The organism is Methylocystis silviterrae, from assembly GCF_013350005.1.
Taxonomy (GTDB): Bacteria; Pseudomonadota; Alphaproteobacteria; order Rhizobiales; family Beijerinckiaceae; genus Methylocystis; species Methylocystis silviterrae.
Genome location: NZ_JABVWW010000002.1, coordinates 183,337 through 207,944, shown reverse-complemented (window position 1 = coordinate 207,944; position 24,608 = coordinate 183,337). Strand labels below are relative to the sequence as shown.

At 61.7% G+C, this 24,608-nt stretch carries 25 protein-coding genes and 2 tRNA genes; 13 read left to right on the top strand and 14 right to left on the bottom strand.

Annotated elements, in window-relative coordinates; translation table 11 throughout:
- Positions 1-24: 24 nt before the first annotated feature.
- On the top strand, positions 25-1,830 hold the full coding sequence (locus HUN39_RS02875; RefSeq protein WP_232365869.1) for an ABC transporter ATP-binding protein: 1,806 nt from the start codon (positions 25-27) through the stop codon (positions 1,828-1,830).
- An 18-nt stretch (positions 1,831-1,848) separates the two neighbouring features.
- Here the strand turns inward: HUN39_RS02875 and HUN39_RS02870 are convergent, their stop codons facing one another.
- The 5 genes from HUN39_RS02870 to HUN39_RS02850 all read right to left on the bottom strand — a co-directional run bounded on the left by HUN39_RS02870 (position 1,849) and on the right by HUN39_RS02850 (position 6,834).
- Positions 1,849-3,063, bottom strand: coding sequence for a glycoside hydrolase family 1 protein (locus tag HUN39_RS02870; protein WP_175092993.1), 1,215 nt, complete (start codon positions 3,061-3,063; stop codon positions 1,849-1,851).
- A gap of 33 nt (positions 3,064-3,096) precedes the next feature.
- Complete coding sequence (locus HUN39_RS02865) at positions 3,097-4,569, bottom strand: family 1 glycosylhydrolase (protein ID WP_332310713.1); 1,473 nt, start codon at positions 4,567-4,569, stop codon at positions 3,097-3,099.
- A 179-nt stretch (positions 4,570-4,748) separates the two neighbouring features.
- Positions 4,749-5,042, bottom strand: a complete 294-nt coding sequence (locus HUN39_RS02860; RefSeq protein WP_175092992.1) for an HdeA family protein — start codon at positions 5,040-5,042, stop codon at positions 4,749-4,751.
- Positions 5,043-5,059: 17 nt separating this feature from the next.
- On the bottom strand, positions 5,060-5,533 hold the full coding sequence (locus HUN39_RS19110; RefSeq protein ID WP_232365868.1) for an HdeA/HdeB family chaperone: 474 nt from the start codon (positions 5,531-5,533) through the stop codon (positions 5,060-5,062).
- A 161-nt stretch (positions 5,534-5,694) separates the two neighbouring features.
- Positions 5,695-6,834 carry a HupE/UreJ family protein gene (locus HUN39_RS02850; RefSeq protein ID WP_175092991.1) on the bottom strand — a complete coding sequence of 380 codons (1,140 nt, stop codon included), beginning with the start codon at positions 6,832-6,834 and terminating at the stop codon, positions 5,695-5,697.
- 447 nt (positions 6,835-7,281) lie between these two features.
- On the opposite strand from HUN39_RS02850, the gene HUN39_RS02845 reads away from it, so the two are divergent.
- Complete coding sequence (locus HUN39_RS02845) at positions 7,282-7,659, top strand: copper resistance CopC family protein (RefSeq protein WP_232365867.1); 378 nt, start codon at positions 7,282-7,284, stop codon at positions 7,657-7,659.
- 117 nt (positions 7,660-7,776) lie between these two features.
- Entirely contained in the window at positions 7,777-8,343 is a 567-nt protein-coding gene (locus HUN39_RS02840; RefSeq protein WP_175092990.1) for a hypothetical protein, read from the top strand.
- A 33-nt stretch (positions 8,344-8,376) separates the two neighbouring features.
- Here the strand turns inward: HUN39_RS02840 and HUN39_RS02835 are convergent, their stop codons facing one another.
- Positions 8,377-9,591, bottom strand: coding sequence for a PepSY-associated TM helix domain-containing protein (locus HUN39_RS02835; protein WP_175092989.1), 1,215 nt, complete (start codon positions 9,589-9,591; stop codon positions 8,377-8,379).
- Between the two features lie 683 nt (positions 9,592-10,274).
- Here HUN39_RS02835 and bufA2 point away from each other — a divergent pair.
- The 5 genes from bufA2 (at position 10,275) to HUN39_RS02810 (ending at position 14,431) form a co-directional block, all read left to right on the top strand.
- Positions 10,275-10,535, top strand: coding sequence for a BufA2 family periplasmic bufferin-type metallophore (gene bufA2, locus HUN39_RS02830; RefSeq protein ID WP_175092988.1), 261 nt, complete (start codon positions 10,275-10,277; stop codon positions 10,533-10,535).
- Between the two features lie 444 nt (positions 10,536-10,979).
- Positions 10,980-11,666 (top strand): hypothetical protein, encoded by a 687-nt coding sequence (locus HUN39_RS02825; protein ID WP_175092987.1) that lies wholly within the window; start codon positions 10,980-10,982, stop codon positions 11,664-11,666.
- Positions 11,667-11,840: 174 nt separating this feature from the next.
- Positions 11,841-12,518, top strand: a complete 678-nt coding sequence (locus HUN39_RS02820) for a hypothetical protein (RefSeq protein ID WP_175093137.1) — start codon at positions 11,841-11,843, stop codon at positions 12,516-12,518.
- Between the two features lie 120 nt (positions 12,519-12,638).
- Positions 12,639-13,679, top strand: coding sequence for a cytochrome-c peroxidase (locus HUN39_RS02815; protein WP_175092986.1), 1,041 nt, complete (start codon positions 12,639-12,641; stop codon positions 13,677-13,679).
- Between the two features lie 419 nt (positions 13,680-14,098).
- Positions 14,099-14,431, top strand: coding sequence for a TIGR02300 family protein (locus HUN39_RS02810; protein WP_175092985.1), 333 nt, complete (start codon positions 14,099-14,101; stop codon positions 14,429-14,431).
- A 22-nt stretch (positions 14,432-14,453) separates the two neighbouring features.
- On the opposite strand, the gene HUN39_RS19405 is transcribed toward HUN39_RS02810, so the two are convergent.
- The 6 genes from HUN39_RS19405 to HUN39_RS02785 all read right to left on the bottom strand — a co-directional run bounded on the left by HUN39_RS19405 (position 14,454) and on the right by HUN39_RS02785 (position 16,850).
- Positions 14,454-14,576: a hypothetical protein gene (locus HUN39_RS19405; RefSeq protein ID WP_269750294.1), complete on the bottom strand. Its 123-nt coding sequence runs from the start codon at positions 14,574-14,576 to the stop codon at positions 14,454-14,456.
- Between the two features lie 126 nt (positions 14,577-14,702).
- Positions 14,703-14,885 carry a hypothetical protein gene (locus HUN39_RS02805; RefSeq protein ID WP_175092984.1) on the bottom strand — a complete coding sequence of 61 codons (183 nt, stop codon included), beginning with the start codon at positions 14,883-14,885 and terminating at the stop codon, positions 14,703-14,705.
- A 188-nt stretch (positions 14,886-15,073) separates the two neighbouring features.
- Positions 15,074-15,147, bottom strand: a tRNA-Gln gene (locus tag HUN39_RS02800).
- 44 nt (positions 15,148-15,191) lie between these two features.
- Complete coding sequence (locus tag HUN39_RS02795; protein WP_123176692.1) at positions 15,192-15,578, bottom strand: HU family DNA-binding protein; 387 nt, start codon at positions 15,576-15,578, stop codon at positions 15,192-15,194.
- Positions 15,579-16,025: 447 nt separating this feature from the next.
- Positions 16,026-16,421, bottom strand: coding sequence for a hypothetical protein (locus HUN39_RS02790; RefSeq protein WP_175092983.1), 396 nt, complete (start codon positions 16,419-16,421; stop codon positions 16,026-16,028).
- A 355-nt stretch (positions 16,422-16,776) separates the two neighbouring features.
- Positions 16,777-16,850, bottom strand: a tRNA-Gln gene (locus HUN39_RS02785).
- Between the two features lie 244 nt (positions 16,851-17,094).
- Here HUN39_RS02785 and HUN39_RS02780 point away from each other — a divergent pair.
- Complete coding sequence (locus tag HUN39_RS02780; RefSeq protein ID WP_175093136.1) at positions 17,095-18,189, top strand: Ppx/GppA phosphatase family protein; 1,095 nt, start codon at positions 17,095-17,097, stop codon at positions 18,187-18,189.
- A 194-nt stretch (positions 18,190-18,383) separates the two neighbouring features.
- Positions 18,384-18,893: an RNA pyrophosphohydrolase gene (locus HUN39_RS02775; protein ID WP_175092982.1), complete on the top strand. Its 510-nt coding sequence runs from the start codon at positions 18,384-18,386 to the stop codon at positions 18,891-18,893.
- Between the two features lie 2 nt (positions 18,894-18,895).
- Here HUN39_RS02775 and HUN39_RS02770 read toward each other — a convergent pair whose 3' ends face one another.
- The gene (locus HUN39_RS02770; RefSeq protein ID WP_210266811.1) at positions 18,896-20,314 is read right to left on the bottom strand and encodes an RsmB/NOP family class I SAM-dependent RNA methyltransferase; all 1,419 of its coding nucleotides are present in this window, start codon (positions 20,312-20,314) and stop codon (positions 18,896-18,898) included.
- A gap of 80 nt (positions 20,315-20,394) precedes the next feature.
- On the opposite strand from HUN39_RS02770, the gene HUN39_RS02765 reads away from it, so the two are divergent.
- Entirely contained in the window at positions 20,395-20,601 is a 207-nt protein-coding gene (locus HUN39_RS02765; RefSeq protein ID WP_175092981.1) for a DUF1674 domain-containing protein, read from the top strand.
- A 40-nt stretch (positions 20,602-20,641) separates the two neighbouring features.
- Positions 20,642-21,451, top strand: coding sequence for a cyclase family protein (locus HUN39_RS02760; protein WP_175092980.1), 810 nt, complete (start codon positions 20,642-20,644; stop codon positions 21,449-21,451).
- Between the two features lie 5 nt (positions 21,452-21,456).
- Here HUN39_RS02760 and HUN39_RS02755 read toward each other — a convergent pair whose 3' ends face one another.
- Positions 21,457-22,254, bottom strand: a complete 798-nt coding sequence (locus HUN39_RS02755; RefSeq protein WP_175092979.1) for a dienelactone hydrolase family protein — start codon at positions 22,252-22,254, stop codon at positions 21,457-21,459.
- 328 nt (positions 22,255-22,582) lie between these two features.
- Between HUN39_RS02755 and HUN39_RS02750 the strand changes: the two genes are divergently transcribed.
- The gene (locus HUN39_RS02750) at positions 22,583-24,514 is read left to right on the top strand and encodes a potassium transporter Kup (protein ID WP_175092978.1); all 1,932 of its coding nucleotides are present in this window, start codon (positions 22,583-22,585) and stop codon (positions 24,512-24,514) included.
- The last annotated feature ends 94 nt before the right edge of the window (positions 24,515-24,608 follow it).

Here is a 24,608-nt window from a genome sequence, read left to right as displayed (position 1 = left end):
AGCGCCATGCATTCTGCGCAAGACATGTCAGACGTCGCGGTTTATCGCCGGGCGCTGACATACTTCCTGCAAGACCAGCTGCGGATCGCCGCGCTTGTCGCGATGATCGCGGTCTCCGTCAGCGTGGGCCTCCTTGAGGCGTGGCCGCTGGCGGTGCTTGTCGACTCCGTGCTTTCCAGCGAGCCGAAAGGCAACTGGATACACAGCTACTTCCTCGCCATATTGCCGACCGACAAGTCGGGGCAGATCGCGGGTCTGGTCGCGATCGGACTGGGACTGCAACTCGTGGGATATTCGGCCTGGATGGGCCGCATGATGATCAACTATTACCTCAATTATCGCGGCACGACGCGGGTGCGGTTTGATCTCTTCACCAAGCTTCAAAATCTTGGCCTGACGTATCATCGCAGCCGACCGCAGGGCGATTCGATCTATCGTTTGACGACAGACGCCTTCGGCCCGTGGGGCATCGTCGACGTCGTGATTGGAACCTCGGTTGCGGCCGTAACGCTCACCGTGATGACCATTATTCTTCTTTCTCGAAACGTCAGTTTAACGCTTGCGGCATTTACCGTCGCGCCCTTCATGATATGGAGCAACTGGCGATTTGGCGTCAAAATCCACAAACGCGCGCTTGACTCGAAGCAGATTGACGCTGATCTGACCGCGCATATTCAGCAGGCGATGGCGCGTATACCTTTGGCGCAGGCGTTTCGTCGCGAGGCTTTCGAATTCAGACGCTTCTCCGGCGCGGTCGGCAGAAGCGTCGAGGCCCTGCTGAGTTTGAATTGGCAGGAACAGCTCTATCCTCTCGCGCGCGACGCCATCCTATCCGTGGGCGGAGCGATCATCCTCGGCTATGGAGGCTGGCTCGTTTACCGCGACCAGTTTCTCGCGCCCGTCGCCGACGGAATGACCGTCGGGACGCTGCTCATTTTCATCGACTACTTGCGCAAGCTTTGGGACCCGCTGAAATGGCTCAGCGAGTTCTTCGCCAAAGTGCGCATCTTCGAGGCCGCTTCGCGACGCGTTTTTCGTGTGCTCGACGAACCGGAAGCCGTTGTCGATGCGCCGGCGGCGCGTTGGATTTCCAGTAAGCCGCGAACTCTGACGCTCGAGCGCGTGAGTTTTGACTACGGGAGCGGCAAGCAAATTCTCACCGACGTTTCGGCGACGATACGGCCGCGCCAGATGGTGGCCTTCGTCGGAGCGAGCGGTGCCGGCAAAAGCACGCTCTTAAGTCTCATGCTTCGGTTCTACGATCCAACGAGCGGGGCGCTACGCTTGGATGGCGTCGACTTCAGGGACGTACGGCTCGAGTCGCTAAGAGCGCATTTCGCGCTCGTCGCGCAAGACAGCCTCGTGCTGCCGGCGACCATCGCAGAAAATCTCTCCTATGGGCGGCACAACGCAACGCGAGCGGAAATCGAACGAGCGGCCGAAGACGCGGGCGCCGCCGAATTCATTCATCCTCTGCCTCATGGCTATGAAACCGTGCTCGCCGAAGGCGGCGCGAATCTCTCCGGCGGTCAGCGGCAGCGGATCGCCATCGCGCGCGCACTGCTATCCGACGCGCCGTTCCTCGTCCTTGACGAACCAACGAGCGCGCTCGATCCCGAGCAGGAACGGCGGCTGATAGAAACGCTGCACCGACTAAAGGGATCACGCACAATCATTCTCGTGACGCATCGGCTGGAGTCGGTTGTCGATTGCGATTGCATCTTCGTCATGAGCAAAGGACAAATCGTCGAACGCGGGGCGCACGACGCGCTCATCTCTTCAGGCGGCGCTTTCTCAAAAGCGCGGAGACGCGCTGAAGCGGCGGAGTGACGACTCGCGGGATAGCCGTCAAAGCGCGGCATAGCGCTTGCGCCTCGCAAGATTGAACTGTGCGTCGCGGCGACCTTCAGCCTGCTGCTGCGCCTGATGAAGCGCTTCGAGCGGCGCTGCGCCTTGAAGCGCCTCAGCCATCGGTTCGCACAGAAGCCGGCCGGCGCCAGGATCGCGGTGACAGAGCGGATCCCACAGGCCCATGGGCGTCCAGAGATCGCGATCATGCCACTCTGGCATTCCCAGGATCGGATAAAGGCACGCACCGCGTAACGGCACGTTTTGCAACAAGAGCGCGTGGCACGCGCTGACGACTTCGCACAGCCACGGTCCACGATTGTCCCCGACGTGGCTGGTCTCCGTGATCATGACCTCGCGGCCGTATCGCTGCCAGACAGAGAGAATGAGATCCGAGAGCGGCGCTCGGCGCGGATCATCGTCGTGAAGCGGCGGCACGTTTCCGTCCTCGTTCGGCGTGTCGTTCAACTCCCACTGATTGGTCCAGTAATAATTGATTCCCACCACGTCCAGATGTTCAGGACTGCCGCCGAGTTCGGGCAGAAGCCTGCCGCACAACATGTCCCAGCTTTGAAACACAAGCCTGTTATTGAAATCATGCGCCTGAGGAGCAAGATCGGGCCTGTCCTTGGGACAGACGACGCGGCACAAGGGATCGACATTCACAAAGCGCGCATCGGGACAGGCGGCGCGTATCGCATTGATTCCCGCGATTGCGCCGCGCGCGAGCGCGACCTTCAGCTCCCAGCCTTGTCCCGACCCATACGGCGCGAACAGCGCCTTCTCGCCGCCGGCATAGGCCATGAACGAAGGCTCATTGATTGGCGTGAAGACGCAGGGACCATCCATGCGCGCGGCCACGAAGCGCGCCACCGCATAGCAGTAGTCGGCAAATCGCCGTACGAATGCCTCGGACCATAAGTCGACGTCCTGAGGGAAACCATAGTGAAACAGGTCCCATATGACGCCCACGTCATGGCGCTTTGCGGCCTCAATGAATGGTTCGAGCGAGGAGAAGTCGTATCGACCGCGGCAATCGACGAGCGGCCAACGGACGGTCTCACGCGCGGCGTGCAAGCCCAGTCGCGCGATATCGGCATAGTCCGCGTCGACGTTGGCGTCGTGACCTGTCGCGACGACTTGATCGAACCATTCGCCGTGCCGGTTGAAGCCTGTCGATCCTTCAAAACCAGCCAGAAAGAAACTCTGAAACATGCCTTCACTCCCCGATTGCTCGTGGAGGCTGCGCTACGGCAGCCGTGGCGTTGGCGCGAGCGGACCCACCGCAGCCGCGCCACCGGACGTCAGTCGACGATAGGCGTCGACAAGGGGCGTCTCAACACGATCCAGCCGCCCCAATGGATCAGGATCGAGATCCCATAGCCCCATTTGCAAAAGATGATCGTGGAGGGGCCGCAGCCCCTGACGATAGGCCCAAGTGACGAGCGCGAACATCGGCCACCACGTATAGCCCACCATCGGAACGCCCTTCGCGCGCAGCGTCTTCACCGCCTCGACCGAGTCGGTGAGCCAGGCCTGCCGCTGTCTCACCGAGCCTTTGGTCGCGGTTTCCGAGATCATCATCGGCGCGCCGTAACGTTCAAAATACATCTCGCCGATCTTCGTCACGAGTGCGCCAGACGCATAAGGCATTCGAATGCGCAGCCGCCCGAAACGGTCGCGCGACATCCGCTTGAGCGTGAAGATCGGGTAAAGGTTCACGCCAATGACAGAGAGCTCAAGCGGGCGTTCACGAAAGGCGTTCAGCGCGGGCTCCGCGGCGCCCTGCCCGAGAAGCCATGTCCACAGCGGATGACGCGCATCGACGCGCCCGCTGATGAGATCGAGCGCAAGGAACACAATCGCTTGACGCCGTTCCACCTCTTCGGCCAACGCCGGGTCGCTCGACTCGAAAACATCGGTGGCGTCGACATGAAAGGCGACGATATCTGGGTCGACCTCGTGCAGCCCGCGGGTCGTTTCAACGATTCCGCGACAGATCGACAGCATCACCGCAACGAAGCTCGACCAGCTGCGTCCGTAGGGCGGCCACCAGCCCAAACGTCCGCAATACCATGCGGTGATCCGAGGCTCGTTCAGCGGCGTGTACCATCGTATCCTTCCACGGAACCGTTCGGCGAGTCGCGCCGCGAATTCCGCGACGCGGCTTGGATAGTCCTCGTTGAGGAAGGCGCGCTCCATCCACTGCGGCAAACCGTAATGTACGAGATCGACGATCGGATCGATGTTAAGTTCGAGCATGCGCTCAAGCGCGGCGTCGACGAAGCTGAAATCCCAGACCTTGGGCTCAGGTTGCACACGATGCCAGGGCACGCCATAACGCGCGCAGGAGACCCCCAACCGCGCCATCAGCGCGATATCCGCTTCCCACCGCCGGTAATGATCCGTCAGCTCATATTCGTCGAGCATGCGCCCGGTTCTCGGATGCGGAGCGGTGATGAACGTGTCTTCAACGCCGGTCGCCCAAAAAAAGGCGCCAGGCGCAGTGAGCCGATCGAGTTCCCTTGCGCTCGGAAGCATCAGGCGCAGTTCATCTGACCGCGGGGCGCAGCAGCGGCGAATGGCGCGCGGCACCGAGGGCTGAGGAGGAGGATGAACAGGCAGCGCTGGCGCGAGTCCGACGGCGTAGGAGCGTTCGTCAAAGGCGTCCTCCGTCTCTTTGCCGCACGTCGTTCGTGAGTCGGACGCGTTTGCGCTCACGTCGCGCGCCCATACCTTAACCCCAGAGATCGGCGTGGGTTCCGCCTCGCGGGCGCATCACGTTTCGGCTGCAAAGAAATCGGAAGACGGCAGACTGCCGCGTTGGAGCTGTGGGCAATGAAATTCATAAAGAAATGGCAAAGCGCACGGCCGACTCCTGGCCGTGCGCTCCATTCGGGTCAGCGGGCGTTCTTCTGGATCGCATCCATGAGGGAAGAATTCGGCTTCTTCTTGCAATAATGCGTGATTTTATCCGTATTGCGTCTCACGTAACGCGAATCGATTACGGTGATGTTGTTCTTGGAGCTGAAATAGCCCCTCATCCAGTTGGCGACAAAGTCCTGGGTGTCTGCGTCATATTCGGCGAACTGCTTGCAGGTGATTTCCGACATCTCGATCGTGACCTGCGCGTTGGCGGGAACGGCGAGGGCGACCGTGGCGAGAGCGCCGGCGAAAATAAGTTTGCGATTCATGTGGTTCCCCGTTCCTGTTACTTCTGCTCAAAAGCGCGCTGCAGACCCGCCATGACCGACTCATTCGGATTGGAAGCGCACCAGCTCTTCACGCTGGCGGAGTTTTTCCGAAACAAGTTCACGTCGATGAAGGTCCGGCCGCTTTTCTGCGCGAACCAGCCGCCCATAAACGCTCCGAAGTCTGCTTGGTCGTCGGCCGGCATCGCCAACAATTCACCGCAGGTGATGCGGGTCATGTCGATCTTGACCTGCGCGTTGGACAGCGAAGGCGCGAGCGCTCCCGCCGCGGCAAGCGCAAATATCAGCTTCCTCATAAGATTTCCTCCGATAAAACCAGATTTCCGAAGAGCCGCCTGACCCTGCGGCTTTCGCCGGGCAAAGGGCGCGTCAAGGCAGGCGGTTCCGACTATCGCCCCGCGCCTAACGCCCCACCCCAGCGCACTTGAACTAAACATTAAAAAAATGAAAGTCCATCGGCGTGATTTGACCATCCTTAGCCGCTCCGGAGCCTTGCCGTTTTGCCGGTCCGGGCATTTAAGATTTTCCGGGCATCATCAGCCAGTTCGCCCTTGTGGACAGTTTCGCTTTTAAAAACAGCGTTTAGGTGAAGCGGTCCTTCAATTCAGTCGAACACAAAGCCTGGATAATTTCCCTAGCCCAGTTCGGCGACGCGCACAAAAAACCAATAAGCGCCAAAGCAGGCGATAATCGCTGAGCAGACCTGAACGAGGAGCGGACTGCGCTGACCGTGAGTGAACATCTTATCCGTCATGAGAAGTAAGGGGAGAACGATGAGCACAACGCCGATCTGCCCAACTTCGACGCCGATGTTGAAGCTCGCCAGCGCCGGCACGATGGCGCGCTGAGGAACGCCGAGTTCGATCAGACCGCTCGCGAATCCAAAGCCATGGATGAAGCCGAACGCGAAGGTGTCGCGCCAGCGACCGTCGACCTTGCGCGTAAAGAAGTTCTCAACTGCGACATAGATGATCGACAGCGCGATTGCGATCTCCACCCAACGGCTCGGCAGATTGACGAGTTCAAGCGCCGCGAGCGACAGCGTTACCGAATGCGACACTGTGAAAGCCGTCACAATCTTAACGACGGGCCAGATGCGCGTCGCCCACAGCATCACAGCGATCAGGAAGCACAGATGATCATAGCCCGTCACGATGTGCTCGACCCCGGCGGACAAAAATTTCGGCGCAAGCTCCCAAGGCGTCAGCAGCGGCTTGGAGAGATCGATCATCGGGTCGCCAGGATAGATCATGACTTGTCCGGGCGCCGGCTCCCGGCCCAGGCGCTGCGCCTCGGTCAGATTGGATTCATCGCTTTTCTCCCCGATGCTGACGAGTTGTTTGGCGCGCGGTCCCTGCGCATCAAGAAGTCTGAACGGATTGTAAAAAATCTGTCCTTGAACCGCGCTGCAGTCCATCCGCAGCACGACTTTTGAGTCATTAGGATTGGTCGGATCATCGCCGACCGAAACGACCGTGCTCGCGCAGGTCTGACCTTCCGCATTCTGCAGATCGACGCGCGTCTGAATGAACTTGCCGATCATGCCCTCGATCACGCCGGGCTCGGTGAGATCGACCTCGTCGCTCTTCGGTTTGTTCTCGGCGAACATGCGCTCGATGTCAGTTCCCAGAAATCCGACCTCGACGCGATAAAGACCGTGCCCTGCCGGCACGATTCGGCTGCTGGAAATATTCGCCGTATGGGCGTGCGCCGCCGGAGCGCTCGCGAAAAACGCCACAACGACAGCGACCGCGCCGTTCAGCAACCAGACCATCGGGCGGACTCCCTTGACGCGCCGCGCGCCTGCGGCGTATGCACTTTGCTAAAAAGATGCATATCGAGGGAGAAGGGCAAGCTCAAGTCCATCAGCGCGCAGCCTTACGCGAGGCGCGCTGAACGTAATGCGATACGGTTTTTTTGGCGCCGCGGCGGAATGGCGTCGCTGGTCAAGTCTGTGACAAGATGAGCAATCGGCGTCTCGCAGCCCGACGCATTCTTTGCGCGCGAGCGAGCTAGGAAATGATTATTGAATCGGACTTCGCCCCCCATGACGAAGAGCGGACCGGCAAGAGTCTCCCGTCGAAAAAGCCCTTCCTGGATGTCGGTCGACCGGCATGCGCGCCTGCTATCGCTTGCTGGGGCGATCCTGTCAGTCGGCGCGACGCCTGACCCCGCCACGGCGTATGGAGCTGTCTCTGACTCCCCACGTCGAGATCAACAATTGAGCCCTGCTCCGGCGATGGAACTCACCGGCCCCTCGCGTCCGGCGAGAGAGGCGCAGCGCCCGGCGATCATTCTGGCGCATGCGATCGTTGTCCGCACCTCCCCCGCGCAAGGCGGCGTCGGCGCCGAAGACATCGGAAAAGTGGAAGTGTGGTACGACGCCGGCATTCGCGACGCCTTTGCCGCATTGGCGGTTGTGAGCGCATCGGGCGAAAGGGTCGACAAGCGCGACGCTGCGATTGATAGCGCCGATCCAAGCCATGTGTCGGTGAGCGTGAACCGGTTGAATCCCGGCAAATACACCGCTCGCTATCGGGCGCTTTCGGCTGACGGCCATCTCGTCAGCGGCGCCTGGGAGTTCGAGGTGCGTCCTTGAAGCGCGCCGGCAAGAGCGGAGCGCGTGTCGAAGGCGCGAGGGCGCGCAATTGGCGGTTATGATCAGAGTTTTCATGCGAAAACCGCTCTTCGGCGTAAGGGAAGGAAACAGAAAGCGATGAGTCCTGGCCGTCTGAACGCACTGGTTTTCGCAGGCATCGTGCTGCTGATTGGCGTCAACGGCGCGGCGTTTTCCTATCGTCTATGGGGTCCGGCCCTCAATCAATATGTGGACGACTTTTGGAAGGCGCATACGCTAAGACCAGCCGTGAAGGCGGGCGATCGCACGATTTCGGAATGTCTTGGGGTCAGCGATTTCTACTCCGTGCACCTCACGACATATTTCCTGCCGGACTCCGAAGAGAGCGCCGGAGGGCCGGCGGACGATTTGAGCAAATATGCCGAATATTGCGATCGTGTGCCGGGAACGGGAAAGTTGATTTTTTCCGTCACCCTCATGGAAAAAGACGCGAGAAACGAATCCGTCGCGCTTTCCTTCTATCAAGTCGATACGGATGGCAGTCTCAAACAGATCAATGCTCTGCCGTCTCGGCCCCGCTCAAGCGGCTTTGTGACTTTGGACGCGAACGTCGCTCACAAGGGGAAATACCTGCTCAAGCTCGCCTTTGGCGAGGCGAAGAACGCCGAGGACACCATCGAGATGCCGATTTTCGTCGGAAAATGATCAGAGCTTTGCAAAGCGAACCGGCGCGATTTTTCAATACCTCGCACGCCTTCGCGCACGGCGCCTTTGTCGCCACCGCAAAAAGCCCGTGACGTAAAGCGCAAGCGGCGTCAGCCCGATAAATAGAACGATCGAACGTCCGACAGCGCCGAAAGCTTCGCCCGAATGCAGCGGGAATAGCCATTCCAGAAATTTCTCGCCGCCGGTGAAGCCATTGCGATCCTGCACCTGGAGAACCTCGCCGCTGTACTGGTCGACGCCGACATTTCGGCTTGTTTTGGTTTGGTTGGGTTCATCGTCCGATTGCTTGCCGACGACATAGACGCCGCTTGGCGCGCTTGGCAGAAGAATCCAGTGGAGTCGTCCATCAGGAAAGATTTTATCGGCGGCCGCAACCGCCGCGCCGACGCCAATCGGCGATTGGCCTGGAAGCGGCTTGGATTTTCCAAAATCAATTTTAGGACGCACCGGAGAAAACAAGGTCGTCACCGACCGCGTCGCCGGCTTAAAGATCATGGCGACGCCAGTGAATAACATGACCAACAAAATGGCGGCGCAGTAAATGCCGACACTTCGGTGCACGTCATAGGCAAGTCTTTCGGCGCTGGCCTTCCATTTGATTTTCAAGCCCAGTCGCCAAGCGCCATTGAGCGGGAACCACAGATAAAGTCCGACGAGGATGGAAAAGAAAACAAGTATGGCGAGCGAGCCGAGGACATAGGCGTTGTTGAATCCAAGCAGCAACGTCCAATGGAAAGTCATGAGGAACGGGATGAAAGGCTGCGAAAATATGCTGCCGCGATGCTGATAAAGGCGCTGCCCTTTGACCTTGGCCGTGTAGGGATCGACGAACAACTGATATACGTCGGTCTCAAGATCGTCCGTCTCAACCATATAGGTTATCGCCGCAGCCGAGCCCGGACGGCGCGGCATCGTCAGTCTTTCCGCCTTGCCGTCGGCCGGCATCGCCGCGAAAGCGGCGCCGAGAATGTCGTCCGGCGAGCGGTAAGAAGCCTGCGCGGGCGTATCGACGCGCATGATTGAAGCGTTCAGCAGTTCGTCGATATCCTCGCGAAACGCCAGAACCGCGCCGCTGAGCCCGACCAAAACGAACACGGCCCCGACGAAGAGGCCGATGGTTCGATGAAGCTGCAGAAAGACCTTGCGCGCCACTTCGCGCCGACGCCCGATACGCGACGGCGACGCCGCCCCTCTGTTGGGGCGGGCTTCGATCGTTCTCTCAATCATTGTGTTAACTACGGTCCGCCAACGCTTTCGCGCCTCCATCGCATCTGATCGGGGCGACCTTGTCAACTGAAGCTGCGTCGCTCAGGCGACGCCATGTCGGACGTCACGCGCCATCAAATGCGGCAAGCGAATGATGCGGTCGGCTTTTGCAGGCGACCGAAGCTTCGGCCTCTTGGCGCTGGCCTCTTGGCGCTGAATGCGGTCAGCGCGACGCATCCTTTGCGATGACATCACTTCTTCTCGCGCCGCCGCTCGACGAGCAAATAAACCATGCCCCCAATCGCGACGATTGCCCATGTCGCAACGGCCAGGAGCCATGTTTGTCCGCTCCACATTTCGCCTTCCCGCGAATTGCGCCCTTATCTCGCTCTCGTGCTTGGCTGAAGTTTGCGACGCCTTGCAGCGCCGCCGCCTGCGAGCGCTGAGGCGACTTTAATGATCACGCCGGCCTAGTATGAATAATCCAATACAGCATCATACTCAAAATATCAAGCAATTCGCCTCCGAACACGGGTTTTGTCGAATGAAAGGGCGGGATGCGTCGCAGACGATGACGCATGTCTCCGACTTCCGCGAAGTTCTCCTTTGGTCGCCATTATCTTCAGGTCATACTTGCTTTCCTCGAGAGGGCGAAGCATGCCGATTGCCTTCGAGGAAGAGTCCGAAAACGAAGAGGGGGAAAAATGAAAAATGATGTGTGCAAGGGTGCGACGCTGGCCGTTGCCGCTGTTTCAATCGTTCTCGCTGGCGCTGCGCCGCCCGCAAAGGCGGCCTCGACCACGAGCAAGGTGCATTGCCTTGGCGTCAATAGCTGTAAGGGCAAGGCCGACTGTCACTCGCCCAAAAACGCGTGCAAGGGCATGAACTCTTGCAAGGGCCAGGGCTGGGTCTTTAAGGAGACGGCCGCGGCCTGCGAAGAGGCAGGCGGTAAGGCTCTCGACTGACCCTCGCCTCATAGGACGGCGCGACTTGGGGTCGGCGCGAGTGGCTGAGTCTTCGACGAAATTGCCGCGCACGCCGGCGCGCTCGCCTCTTGACCTGGGGCGGACGTGGCGTGTCGCCGCGTCATTGCTTTGCAGTGGGGCGTGAAGCGATCGCCCGTATCGGGGGGGAGATCCGCGCGATCGAGCGTCAAGCTCGATCGCGACGGCGCGCATCCCAAAACATTCGCTCAGCCCCATCGCGGAAGCCTCGCGGTCTGCGCACCGCAATGCGAAATCCCCCTCGCGACCTTTATTTTTTGCGCTTCCAAACTCCAGTGTCGGCCGGGTGGAGCGCGCGGCCAGCGCCGAGCGCAAAGTTTTGGGCGTTCGCTGAGCGATCTTGCCGACGCCAAATGGCCGCTAATTAAATCTTATCTTTGGGGGCATTGAACTTGGGAGACGAACATGTCGATAACGGTCGGCGAATCGACTTTTCCCGAGCGCGCCAGGCAGGGCGGCTTGATCGATGATGTTGGCGGCGTTGCAACCGTCATCCTCGCAATTTTCGGACTCATCGGCCTCGAGGCGCCGATTTTGGCCGTGATCGCGACAATTGTGTTCGGCATCACGCTGTTGATCCAGGGCAACGGCATGATGTCTGAGTATGCCAGATTTTCTGTTCTGCGCGGCGGCACGTCTTCGATCAACGGTTTCAGCGCCAGCAGCCGTTCGGCGGTTGTTCTGCTGGGAGCCGGCGGCATCGCTCTAGGCGTGCTTTCGCTGCTGGACTTCGACTCGGCAGTGCTGACGCCAATCGCGTCAATCCTGTTCGGAAGCGCGCTGGTCTTGAGCAGCGTCTCTGTGTGGCATCTTAATGTCGTCAGACGCGCCTCCAAGGGCGAGGAGTCTTCGAGAGACATTCTTGCAAACCAAATGGCTTTTGATTCCGCCGGCATTCAGATCTTTGGCGGCTTCGCCGCAGTCGTGCTCGGCATTCTTGCCGCGTCCGGGACTAGGAATGACCTTACGTTCAACCTCGTAGCGCTGCTCATTCTCGGCTCCGCGCTCGTGCTGAAGGGAGGCAGCCTAAACGCCATCCTCCTCAGTTTTATGCGCTCCACTTCGCGACGGCCGCCGACTCTGCGCGTGTGACGCGCAAATTGAATCGTCCTTGCACGGGCTGCGACTTGGCTTGCAGTCTCAAGAGGAGCCGCATCTAAGCTTGAGCGGCATAACGGCTGTAGATCTTGACTGGGTGAATCCCGCGCTATGTGGAATCACGCGCTCTTGCTCGTGTGGAGATATCGCAAGTCTGGAGACACTGTCATGTCCATTACATCTCGAGAATCGACATTTCGTGAAACAGCGGCGTATGGGGGATTGATCGACGCAATCGGCGGTCTAGCCACCGTTGTTATCGCCATTGTTGGATTATCGGGCGTGAATGCGCCGATGATGGCTTCGGTCGCGACGATCGTCTTCGGCGCCGCCTTGTTGATTCAAGGCGGAACCATGCTGTCGGAATACGCCCAGATTATCTTTCCAGCAGGCTCAAGAGCCACGAACATCGAGGGATTTGGCGGCAGCAGCCTGTCCGTCGTCTTCCTCGCCGGCGCGGCCGGCATCGTTCTTGGCGTGCTTTCGCTGCTCGGCATTGAGCCTGCAACGCTAACGCCGATCGCCGCGATCGCGTTCGGGTCTGCCCTAATTCTGAGTAGCAATGCCGTGTGGCAACTGCATGTGCTCAGCCAAGAGTCGCTGAGGAGCAGAGGTCAAGCTGGCGCTGGCGGCAGTGAAATTCTCGCGAGCGAGATGGCCTTTGGCTCAGCAGGCATTCAGGCGCTCTCGGGTTTGGCCGTGATCGTGCTCGGGATTCTCGCGATAGCGGGCGCGGCGAATGATCTGACCCTCAACCTTGTCGCGTTGCTCGCGCTTGGCGCGACGATCGTGTTCACGGGCGGTAGCTTGAGCGCCACCCTGCTGAACTTTATGCGCGCGCCTTAACAGGTCGCGCGAGCGCCGCCTGACGGTGCGAGGATCGCAAACTCGCACCGTCGTCTTGCCCACTGCATGCGATTGGCGTCGTCGTGCATAAGAGACTCGCGGACAGAAAGACGCCGCCCAATGATCTTGCGTCCGCCGATAACAGCATTGCTTCTCGCATTACTCGTGGCCGGGACTGCGCGCGCCGCCGATCCTCTCCGCGATCAGGTGAAGGGTATGTTCGAGCCGATACCGGAAACGCCGCGCGCGCTGCCGGACAATCCGGCGACGCCGGAAAAGCTCGCACTCGGGAAGATGCTGTATTTCGATCCGCGACTCTCCGAAAGCCACAACATCAGTTGTGGCACCTGCCATATGATCGGAATGGGCGGAGCCGACGGTCGCTCGACGTCCATAGGCCACAACTGGCAGCGAGGCGGTCGCAATGCGCCGACAGTGCTGAACGCCGTGTTCAACACGGCGCAATTCTGGGATGGCCGCGCCGCTGACCTCAAGGAGCAAGCAGGCGGACCGATCGTGAATCCGGTCGAGATGGGAAGGACCAAGCAGCACGCCATCGAACAGCTTAAAGGCATTCCGGGCTACGTCGAAGCATTCAAGAAGGCGTTTCCTCGCGAGTCAGATCCGATCGTGTACGACAACATTGGAAGGGCGATCGCCGTCTTCGTGGCGACTTTGATCACGCCCGGCGCACCTTTCGATCGCTGGCTCAAGGGCGACGACAACGCACTGACCGCCAACCAAGAGCAGGGATTGAAGATATTCGTCGAGAAGGGCTGCTCCACCTGCCACAACGGCATCAACGTCGGGGGAGGCATGTATGCGCCTTTTGGCGTAGTCGAGAAACCTGGTTGGGAGTTCTTGCCGCCGGATGACCGGGGCCGGTTCGTCGTCACCAAGAGCGTCAGCGACGATTATGTTTTCAAGGTTCCAACCCTGCGCAATATCGAACTGACCGCCCCCTATTTTCATAGCGGGCATGCCTGGGATTTGAAACAGGCCGTGGCGGTGATGGGCGAATCTCAACTCGGCGAAAAACTGAGCGAGAACGACATCGACAAGGTCACAGACTTCCTCAAAACGCTGACCGGCCGGCCACCACAGTTCACTCTCCCCGTTCTGCCGCCGAGCGTCGCGACGACGCCTCGCCCGCAGCCGTGAAGGAGCGGATGCAACGCGCTCACCCAGCACTGCCGTCTTAAGTCCTTGTCTCTATTTTTCGGCGTTCGAGTTCTCGTTGAGGTCTGAGACTATGGTCTCCGCCTGAGTGTTGTTCGCTTCCGATATTTTTTTACTCATTTGCGGGCTGTGAACGGAGCTGCAGTTCTCCATGTTGACCTGGTCGTAGGTGCGGACCCGCGCCCGCCTTGTATTCCGATGATCGGATCCCCAAATATTGAAGGCGATTTCTGCGAGCTTCGCGGCGTCATCTCGAAATATTGTCAGCCGATCGTCTCCGCCGTGCTAATACTCCGTGGCCACTGAACTGGCAGAGAGACGCTTGGCGCCGAGTCGTCCCCAGGGGCGATAACAATACACCCTGCCGCGCCCGCAGTCCGAACTTCGAAGGGATAGACTCAATGGCCAAAGCTGAACTCGGCGTGAAGCGCCGATGCCTGACGTGCGCAACTGCTTTTTACGATCTCAATCGCTTGCCGATCGTCTGCCCGAAGTGCGCCGCGGCCTTTCAAGTCGTCGAGGTCTTGCGTTCGGCGGCAAGGCGACCGGCTTACCATTCGGCGACTTTCGCCAGGTCCGCGCCAGTCGCGCCGGTCATCGAACCGATCGTTGATGATGTTCTCTTGTCAACGGCTGATGAGGAGGAAGACTCAACGGCCGATGAGGAAGAAGACAGAATCGAAGCGGTGCTGGAAGAAGTGGAAGCGGACGTCGTCGTAACCGCCACCGAATAAGCTGTTGACGTTCTGACGCCGCTTAATCGAGGCTTGGATCGATCCCTGCCAAGGACAAAGCGAAGACGACGATGCACAGGGCGAGCGCAACCGTGACGCCGACAAGCGGCGCGGCAAAGCTTGGGAGTTTTTTAAGGAAGCGCATGAACCTGTTCGCCTGAGAAAGATCGCGATCTAAATGGCGAGCCGTTAAGAGTAGGTTTATTGACCGCTGTCAAGTGGGAAAGCGAAGCTCGGCGACCGCCCGTCGACAATTTGCCCTATCAACCGTTTATTTGCGCCGTGTTCGACGCCAGGCGTTGAAGATCCAGGCCCCGACGAGCAGCACTAAAAGATAGACGATCGCCGCCCGAGCCAGTTCCGGGAGCTGATCCGCCACCGCTGGCCAAAAAAGGAAGGCGAGGAGCGTGACGACTCCTGCAACAAGGGCAGCCAAGAGCGCATCGTAATGCATCGTCCGCGAAGCCTCCGACCTGAACGCCAGTCCGATGAACTCGGTTCTGGCCCGACGTGGAGTGGATCAATCCCCTTCAGGAAACATCGCGGGCCTGAACCACGCAGCCTTCTTCGTCTCGCTAATGCGGCAGTTATACTCCCGCGACCGCCTGAAGGCGGAATTCGGCGCCGAATTTTGGAAATGCTTGGCTGGGGGACCTGGATTCGAACCAAGATTAACGGAGTCAGAGTCCGCTGTTCTACCGTTGAACTATCCCCCAACGGCGCCGCGCCAACCTAGCGCGACGACTTCCTCGATGGCGCTTTACTTCGTCGCCGCCGACTTCAGTTTGGAGAGCGGCCGGATTTTGACGCGCACGCTTGCGGGCTTGGCGGCGGCCTTGACCATCTCGCCCGTCGCAGGATTGCGAACCAAAGTCCCCGCCTTCCGCGCCGGCACCTTGCGAAGGGTCGCCTTCAGAAGGCCCGGCAGGGTGAATTCGCCCACGCCGCGCGGGTGAACTGACCCGAGAAAAACACTCTCCAACGTCGCGTAGACGCCCACCGCGGTCTTGCGAGGAATGTCATTCTCCTCGGCAATCCGGTTGATGAGAGCCGATTTTGTAAATGTCTCTTTGATGGGCCGAATGGCGGCAGGCTCAGCCTTGCTGACCTTCCTGCTCGCCGCCTTCACCGGTTTTCCTCTAGCCATAAGATGTCCTTTACTAGATAAGCGCCTGCATTATTGCTCATCCGCACACATGCGATTGCTAACGATTTCATTGGTGATTCGCAAATTTCTGCGCAGTGATTGCAAGCGGCGGAAGATCCCGCGCCAGCGCAATACTGATAATGTTACGATTGAGGAGCTAGTGGCGGCGCCCTCGGACGGAGGCCAAGCCTCGTTCCAGGCGCCATCGAGTGATCAGCGCTCATCGGCGCTCCGGGGAGGGCGCGCGGCGCCTTACGCCCCAACGCTTGGCGCCCTTTTAGGTCAGCGCACATGTTGCGCAGAGTTCAATGTCCGTCGAGCCAACCTACTAGAAATCAGCTTCTGTCCGTTGCTCGAAATGATTGCCAATGTGTCTCGCGCCGAGACCGATTTCCGGCGCGTTCTTTAGGACGTTCGCGAACTTCGGCTCGCGGCCTGAAGACGACGCTATCTTGGCAAGCGCCCTTTTCGGGTTTTCAGCGCATCGGCGCCAAGCCCCAGACCTCGGCCTGCCTGCGTCTCGCCGGTCGATCCCCCCAAGTCGAAACCGGGCCGGTCAACTTGCTCGGAATCATCCGCGGGCTCTGGCCTGTCAGTCCCGGACGACGACTCCTTCGGCTTCTCGGCGGCTGACTCGACATCAGGTTGAATTCTATCGTCGCTCGATGGGCGGCGATTGGCCGGGTTGTCCTTGTATTCGTCTACCTGAACGCCTTTACTGTCCAAGCTCTGTCCAGGTCGTCTTTGGGCCTTTTCGCGATTACTGAGGATTTCGTTCTTCCTCACCTTTTCGTCGTTCAGTTCCGTCCTCGCCCCGGTTCCACTGCTTTGTCCTGAAGACATCTTGCCTGCTCCTGTTCGCTCCACGGGGACTGCGGCGCGCCTAACAGAAAACCAACCCCTGGGCTCGGCGAGGGTTCCCTTCCCGGCGCTATCCACACCGCAACTCCTCGCGGCAGCCGCAAGATTGGTCAGAGCCTCCTCGGTTGCGCTGCGGATGGGCTTGAGGCCGGGCATCCAAGGCTCTCGCAAAGCAGGAACGCGCGAATAACGGCGCTTGCTGAGCTTCCTGCTATTGAACTGCGCTTGGGAACGGCGAAGCGGTCGCACGCTTCCGCCAGCCTTTGAGTCCTCAGAAACCGCGACGGTCGCCGCCGGTTCGGGAGGAGCGCGAGGGCAAGTCGCGACAAGTGAAATTTGGCTGGGGGACCTGGATTCGAACCAAGATTAACGGAGTCAGAGTCCGCTGTTCTACCGTTGAACTATCCCCCAACGGCGCCGCGCAGAGCGCGCGCGAACGGCTGGTGACTTAGAGAGCGCCGCCGACAGTGTCAACCTTCCGGCCGCCAACGCCGCCGCTCGCGCCCTTATGGCTGCAGGAAACGCCCTTGCGGGCGGCGCGCCGATCCTGCATGAAAGAAATTTACGCCAGCCGTCTGGGCGTTACGATGATCGCCGCTCCGCTTCCGTCGATGCGGCGCAAGGCGAGACGGAGCGGCTTCGCGGAAGGGATCGAGTGAGGGAAACCGGTCTACCGTCTACGGCGTCGGCCTCGGCGCAGGCCGCGCCCGAGCTTCGTATCACCCCCGGCGTCGCTTCCGGCGCGCTCGACTCGCGCCATGTCTATGCTGCGCTCGACCTCGGCACCAACAACTGCCGGCTGCTGATCGCCCGGCCCGAGCACAGGCCGCGGCGGCGCAACAATGATTTTTTGCGCATCATCGACGCCTTCTCGCGCATCGTGCGGCTGGGGGAAGGCCTCGGCAAGGCTGGCCGGATCAGCGAGGAAGCGATCGAGCGCACCATCGCGGCGCTCCAAATCTGCCGCGAAAAAATGGATGCGCGCGGCGTCACCCGCGCCCGGCTCGTCGCGACCCAGGCTTGCCGCAGCGCGGCGAACGGCGATGAATTCGTCGAGCGCGTCCGCGAACGCACCGGGCTGCAACTCGAGATCATTGACCGCGAAACCGAGGCGCGCTTCGCCGCCCGCGGCTGCGGATCACTCGCCGATCCGGCCGCCGAAAGCGTGCTGCTGTTCGACATCGGCGGCGGGTCCACCGAGCTCGTGTGGCTGACGCGCGAACGGCGCAGCGAAAATGGCGCTTACGCCTTTCGCGCCTGGACTTCGCTCGAACTTGGCGTCGTGACGCTCGCGGAGCATTTCGGCGGCCGCTGCGTTTCGGCCGAGACCTTCGCAGCCATGGCCCAGCAGGTGCGCGAGACTCTCGCCCCCTTCGCGCGGCGCATGGCCTCGGAGCGCCGCTGTCCGCGCTTCCATCTTCTGGGCACTTCGGGAACCGTCACCACCCTGGCCGGCGTCCATCTTGGGCTCGAGCGCTACGACCGCTGGCGCGTCGACGGCTTGTGGATGAGCGATGATGACGCAACGCGGGCGATCCTGCGGCTGCGAGACATGGATTTCGATGAGCGTGTCGCCAACGGCTGCATCGGACCGCAACGCGCCGATCTCGTCCTTGCCGGCTGCGCGATTTTCGAGGCGATTCGCACGCTTTTTCCGGCGCAGCGGACGCGCATCGCCGACCGGGGGTTGCGGGAAGGCATGCTGCTGGAGCTGATGGAGGCCGACGGCGCGCTGACGCGGCGCGCGTAGAGCGCCGCCCGTTCGCATCGAATCATGTGCTCGACAGGGAATCAAAATATTTGAGCAGATTCTTTCTCTGGCGGCTCGACGGCGGGCGCGCGGGGCGTCAGAAATGTCCACGACAAAATTCGAACGCTTGGGGAGCGGATGACAGACGCAGTCGATGGAGCGCCCCAACATGGGCCTTGCCGCGAGGCGCGGCGATGAGCGGCCGCGGATTGTATCGGCCCTGCGTCGGCGTCTTGTTGCTCAATGCGCAAGGCCTCGCCTTTATCGGGCGGCGGCGCGCCAAAGGCGCCCATGACCAGACCCGCCCGCCCTATCTCTGGCAGATGCCTCAGGGGGGCATCGACGAGGGCGAGACGCCCTATGAGGCGGCGCTGCGCGAGCTTCACGAAGAGACCAATGTGTCGAGCGTCGCCCTTCTCGCCGAGGCTCCAGACTGGCTTTGCTACGATCTGCCCAGAAACAACAACAACCGCTGGAGCGGCAAATATGTCGGCCAAACCCAGCGCTGGTTCGCGCTGCGCTTCACCGGCGACGAAAGCGAGATCGATATTCACGCGCCGGGCCACGGCGCGCATAAGCCCGAATTCGACGCCTGGCGCTGGGAGACGCTTTCGGCGCTGCCGGAACTCATCGTGCCGTTCAAGCGGGTCGTCTATGAGCAGGTGGTGAAGGAATTCGCGCCCCTCGTCGCGGCGCGGGCCTAGAGCTAGGCCGACCGCAGCAGCCGCGCGGCGAAGAATCCGTCGATACCGGCAAGGCGCGGATCTTCGTTCGGCCAGTAATGCGGCAATGTGCGCAGATCGCCGTCTCGGTTGATGAACTCCTCCGGGACGCCCTCGCCAGGATCAATCGGCATTCGGCGGAAATCGGGATTGCGGCGCAAAAACGCGGCGATCTGCTGTTCGCCTTCCTCAGGCTCCAGCGAGCAGGAGCAATAAACGATGCGTCCGCCCGCCCGCGTCAGGAGCGCCGCACGATTGAGCAGCTTTGTCTGCAAGCTCGCGAGCGCTTCGATGTCGCCCGGCTTCTTGGTCCAGGGCACGTCGGGATGGCGGCGGATCGTTCCCGTCGCCGAACAGGGCGCGTCAATTAAAATCGCGTCGAAAGGCTGCGCCTGATAGGCGGCGGCGTCGCCAACCGCAACCTCCGCGTGCAACTGCAGCCGCGCAAGATTGGCGGCGAGCAGCTTCAGGCGCTCCGCCGAACGGTCCAGAGCGACCACCTGCGCGCGGGCAAGCGCCAGCTGCGCCGTCTTGCCGCCAGGCGCGGCGCACATATCGAGCACCCGCTCATCCGGCCGCGGCGCGAGCAGGCGGGCCGGCAGAGCGGCGGCCGCGTCCTGCACCCACCACTCGCCGTCCCCATAGCCGGAAAGTTCGCTGATCGGCGCGTGGGTGCGCAGCCGCACCGAGCCTGTCGGCAGCACGACGCCGTCGAGCCGCTCCGCCCAGCCCTTGGGATCGTCCTTGACTGACACGTCGAGGGGCGGCTCGAGCATGTGCATCGCCGCGATGGCGCGCCCAGCGTCTTCGCCGTAATGCTTGCGCCAACGCTGCGCCAGCCATGGCGGCGCGTCGTACTCGCCGCTTGCGGCGATCTCGAGGAATTCCTCGCGACGGCGCGCGAGATTGCGCAGCACGCCGTTGACGAGTCCGCTAAAGCCGGCGGTTTTCGGTTCGAGGCGCGCCGCGCGCACCGCGAGATCGACGGCGGCGTGATCGGCGGCGTCGAGAAACAGGATTTGCGCGGCGGCGGCGATCAGCGAGAACTCAAGCCGAGCGGCCTGACGCGGCAGCCCCTTTTCGAGGAGTTCGGCGAGAACGTAGCGGATGAGGCCAAGCCGGCGCACCGCGACCGTGACGATCGAGCGCGTGAGCGACACGTCGCGGGCGTCGAGCCCGGAGAGGCGCGAAGGAACTGCGTTCGCCGCGAAACACTCATCGAGACGATGGCCGCCCTGCACGATGTCGCCGATGATGTTGGCGGCGGCGAGGCGCGCCGGCAACCCGGGAATCTTCGCGGCTTCGGCCTCCCGCACCGCTTCGGCGGGCACGAAGCCTTGCCGGGACCCTTGACGCGCCGATTTGGTCCGGGCGGAAATTGATCTACTGTCGCTGTTCGCCAAACGGCTTCTCCCTCCGCGACCGAACCGAATCATAGCACAATAGCGCGGCGGCGGGCGATGAATGCACACAGGAACGGACCGTGTCGAAGGCAGAAGACACAGCGAATTTGACAGAGCGGCGCGCGCCGCCGCCGCCCGCCGCGCAGCGCGCATTGGCCGAAGCGCAGGCGCGTCGCCGCGAGGCCGCGCAAGCGCCTGCCCCGCCGCAGGAACTTGGCGGCCGCGGCGGACCCGACCCGGCGCGCTACGGCGATTGGGAAGTCAAAGGAATTGCTAGCGATTTTTGATCAGCTGCGCGCGAGCGCGTTTCTGGAGAACGTTCCCGATATGAAAAAACAAATAGCGTTAGGCGCTCTGTTTCTCTGTCTGACGTTCTCCGCCGCCCGACTCGAATTGGCGCAAGCTCAGAGCCTCGATCTCTCGTCGAGCAAGGTCGTCGACCTCAGTCACGCCTTCAACGCCGAAACCGTCTATTGGCCGACCTCGCCGTCGGGTTTCGAGCTCAGAGTGCTGCACAAGGGGCCGACCAAGGCAGGCTTCTTCTATTTCGCCAACGCCTTTTGTTCGCCCGAGCATGGCGGCACCCATCTCGACGCGCCGATGCACTTCGCCGAGGGTCGATGGACCAACGCCGAGATCCCGGTCGAGCGCTTCGTCGGGCCGGCGATCGTCATTGACGTCGCCGCGAAGGCCGCGGCGAACCCGGACTATGTGCTGACGATCGAAGACATCGCCGCCTGGGAGGCGGCGCATGGCCGCATACCCGACAAAGCGATCGTGCTGCTGCGCACCGGATGGAGCGCGCGCTGGCCCGACAAGAAGGCCTATCTCGGCGACGACACGCCGGGCGACGCCACACATCTCCATTTCCCGTCTTTCGGGCCTGAAGCGGCGGCCTGGCTCGCGAAAGAGCGCCGCCCGAACCTCATCGGCGTCGACACGGCGAGCGTGGACAACGGGCCGTCGCAGGATTTTTTGGTGCACCGGATCATTGGCGCCGCAAATATCGGCGGGCTCGAGAATCTCACCAGCCTCGACCAGCTGCCCCCAACGGGCGCGATTCTCGTCGCCTTGCCGATGAAGATCGAAAAAGGCTCGGGCGGCCCCGCCCGCATCATCGCGCTCGTCCCGCGGTAACGCGGTTACCCGACGCCCTTCGCGCGCAGGAAGGCCAACGCCTTTTCCCAGGCGTCGCTGGCGGCGTCTGGCCGATAGCTGTCGCGATAGTCGGCGAAGAACGCATGCGGCGCGTCGGCATAGACGATGATCTCGGCGGGCGCCCGCGCCTTCTGCAGGCGCTCGCGCATGGTCTCGATGAGTTCGGCGGGAATGCTCGGATCGGCGCCGCCGTACAGCCCCAGCGTCGGCGTTTTCAGCTCCCCCGCGATGTCGATCGGCCAGCGCGGCTGCGCCGGCGTATGCGGCCCATCAAGCCGCCCGTACCAGGGAATGCAGGCGAGGAGCCGGGGATGATGCGCGGCATAGAGCCAAGCGATGCGCCCGCCCCAGCAAAATCCGGTGATCGCCGCGCGTCCGGCGTCGCCGCCTCTCCTCGCAGCGTAAGCGAGCGCCTGATCGAATATCTCCATCGTCTCGGCGTCGGGAACCTTGGCGACGATGGCGCGAATCGCCTCTATGTCTGGCGCTTCCTGCGGGTCCCCGTAGCGAATGAGGAAGTCGGGCGCGATGGCGAGAAACCCGAGCTTCGCGAACCGCCGCACGATGTCGCGGATATGTTCGTGCAGGCCAAAGATTTCCTGCGCCACGAGAATAATCGGGAAATCGCCGCCGGTCCGCGGGCGGGCGATATAGGCCGGCGCGCCGCCGGGCAGCGTCGTCATGCCGGCCTCAAGCCCCTCCACGCCCGTGGCGATGGCGCTGGGCGCGGGCGCGCCCGCCGCTTGGGCGAACCGGGCGGGGTCGTTCGACGGCAAGGTCACGAGGCCTCCTACAAAGCTGACGTCGGGGATTAGCTATGAAAAGGACGGGCTGTGTCCAGCCGGCGACCACGACGCCGCCGGGTCTACGTTACAATTCCGACCGTCGCGAACGCCATCCCGAGGGCGTCAAAAGTCTGGCGCGCCAATATCGCGCCGCAACCGTGACTTCTCTTTGTGCGCGAAACCGCGTATATCGCCGCACCGTATCGGCGGACCCACGCCGAAGGAGTGAGGAAGTCTTGGCGCCCTCGTTCTCGCCCCGGGCGAGCGCCCTCTTCCGAGACCGTCGACAAGAGGCGCGGCGCGCTCCTCTCAAAGGAAACCTCCCATGATGCAGCGATCCGACGCCGGCCCCGCCTCCGGCGGCGATGGGACACATGCTGCGCAACACGGAGACGAGCGTGCGAAGGGCGGGCTCGTCGGCCTCATCATCGGATCGATCGGCGTCGTCTATGGCGACATCGGCACCAGCCCGCTGTATGCGCTGCGCGAGTCGCTCGCCCATCAGGTGGAGCATGACGCGCTGACGGAAGATTCGGTCGTCGGCGCCATTTCGCTGCTCATATTTGCGCTGATTTTCACGGTGACGATCAAATACATCATCTTCGTCATGCGCGCGGACAACCGCGGCGAAGGCGGCATTCTTTCTCTGATGGCCCTGGCGCAGACCGCCATGGGCCGGCGCACGAAAGTCGCCTTTCTGCTCGGCGTCGCGGGCGCGGCGCTCTTCGCTGGCGAGGCGATCATTACGCCGGCGATCTCGGTGATGTCCGCCATTGAGGGCCTGGAGCTCGTCACTCACCGCTTCAGCGAATTCGTCCTGCCGATCACCATCTTCATCCTTGTCACGCTGTTTTGGGTGCAAAGTCACGGAACGGCGCGGGTGGCGGCCTTCTTCGGGCCCATTATGATCGCCTTTTTCCTGACCATTGGCGTGTTGGGCGCGATGCATATTCCCGAAGCGCCCCAGGTGTTGCGCAGTTTCGATCCGCGGCAAGGCATCGCTTTTCTCGTAACCCACGGCTGGCTCGGCTTCGCCGTCCTCGGCTCGGTTTTCCTCGCGGTCACCGGCGTCGAGGCGCTTTACGCCGACATGGGTCATTTCGGCCGCGGGCCGATCCGTACGGCCTGGCTCGGATTCGTGTTGCCGGCGCTGCTGCTCAATTATCTTGGTCAGGGCGCGCTCGTGTTGTCGCGCCCCGAAGCCGTCGGCAACCCGTTCTTCCTGCTGGCGCCGGACTGGGCGCTTTTGCCGCTTGTCGTCCTTTCGACGCTGGCCACGACAATCGCCGCGCAAGCGGTGATTACTGGAGCCTTCTCGCTGGCGCGGCAAGCCATTCAGCTCGGCCTCATTCCGCGACTCGAAGTCACGCATACGTCGGCGTCGCAGGAGGGCCAGATCTATATTGGCCGCATCAACCGGCTGCTGCTCATCGGCGTGGTGCTGCTCGTCATCGCCTTTAAGAGCTCATCGGCGCTTGCGTCCGCCTATGGCATCGCGGTCACCGGCACCATGGTGCTTTCGACGTCGCTGCTGTTCATCGTCGCTTGGCGCAAATGGGGCTGGCCGCTATTCGTATCGATCCTCTTCGCGGCCTCTTTTCTGGTCGTCGAATTCGCCTTTCTGGCCGCCAATCTGATGAAGGTCAAAGACGGCGGCTGGGTGCCGCTCGCGCTCGGCGGCTGCGTCATGATCATCATGTGGACCTGGACGCGCGGCACGCGTCTTCTCGCCGAGAAAACCCATCGCGACTCCATTCCGATGATGGAGCTCATCGCGATGCTGCAGAAGTCGAAGCCGACGCGCGTGCCCGGCACGGCGATCTTTCTGACCAGCGATCCGGCTGTCGCCCCGACCGCGCTGATGCACAATCTCAAGCACAACAAGGTTCTGCACGAGCGCGTGCTGGTGATCTGCGTGAAGACCGAAGACCGGCCGCGCGTCGCGCCCGGCAAGCGCTTTGAAATCGATAAGCTCAGCGACGACTTCTACCGCGCGACGCTGCACTATGGCTTCATGGAAAGTCCACGCGTTCCGGCCGCGCTCGCCGCCATGCGCAAGGCCGGGTTCAAATACGACATCATGACCACCAGCTTCTTCCTGGGCCGGCGCTCGATCAAGGAAAGCCCCTCCTCCGAAATGCCCGTCTGGCAGGACAAGCTCTATGTCGCGCTGACCCGCCAGGCCGCCAATGCGACGGACTTCTTCTCAATCCCCTCCGACCGCGTCGTGGAATTGGGCGCGCAAGTGACGATTTAGAGCGCGCGAAAACAGTGGACGGGACGGGGCCCAGGCCCTAAGCAACGGCGGCCTGCGGGGCTCGCGTAAGAGCCGAAAGGGTCCGGCGGCGCCC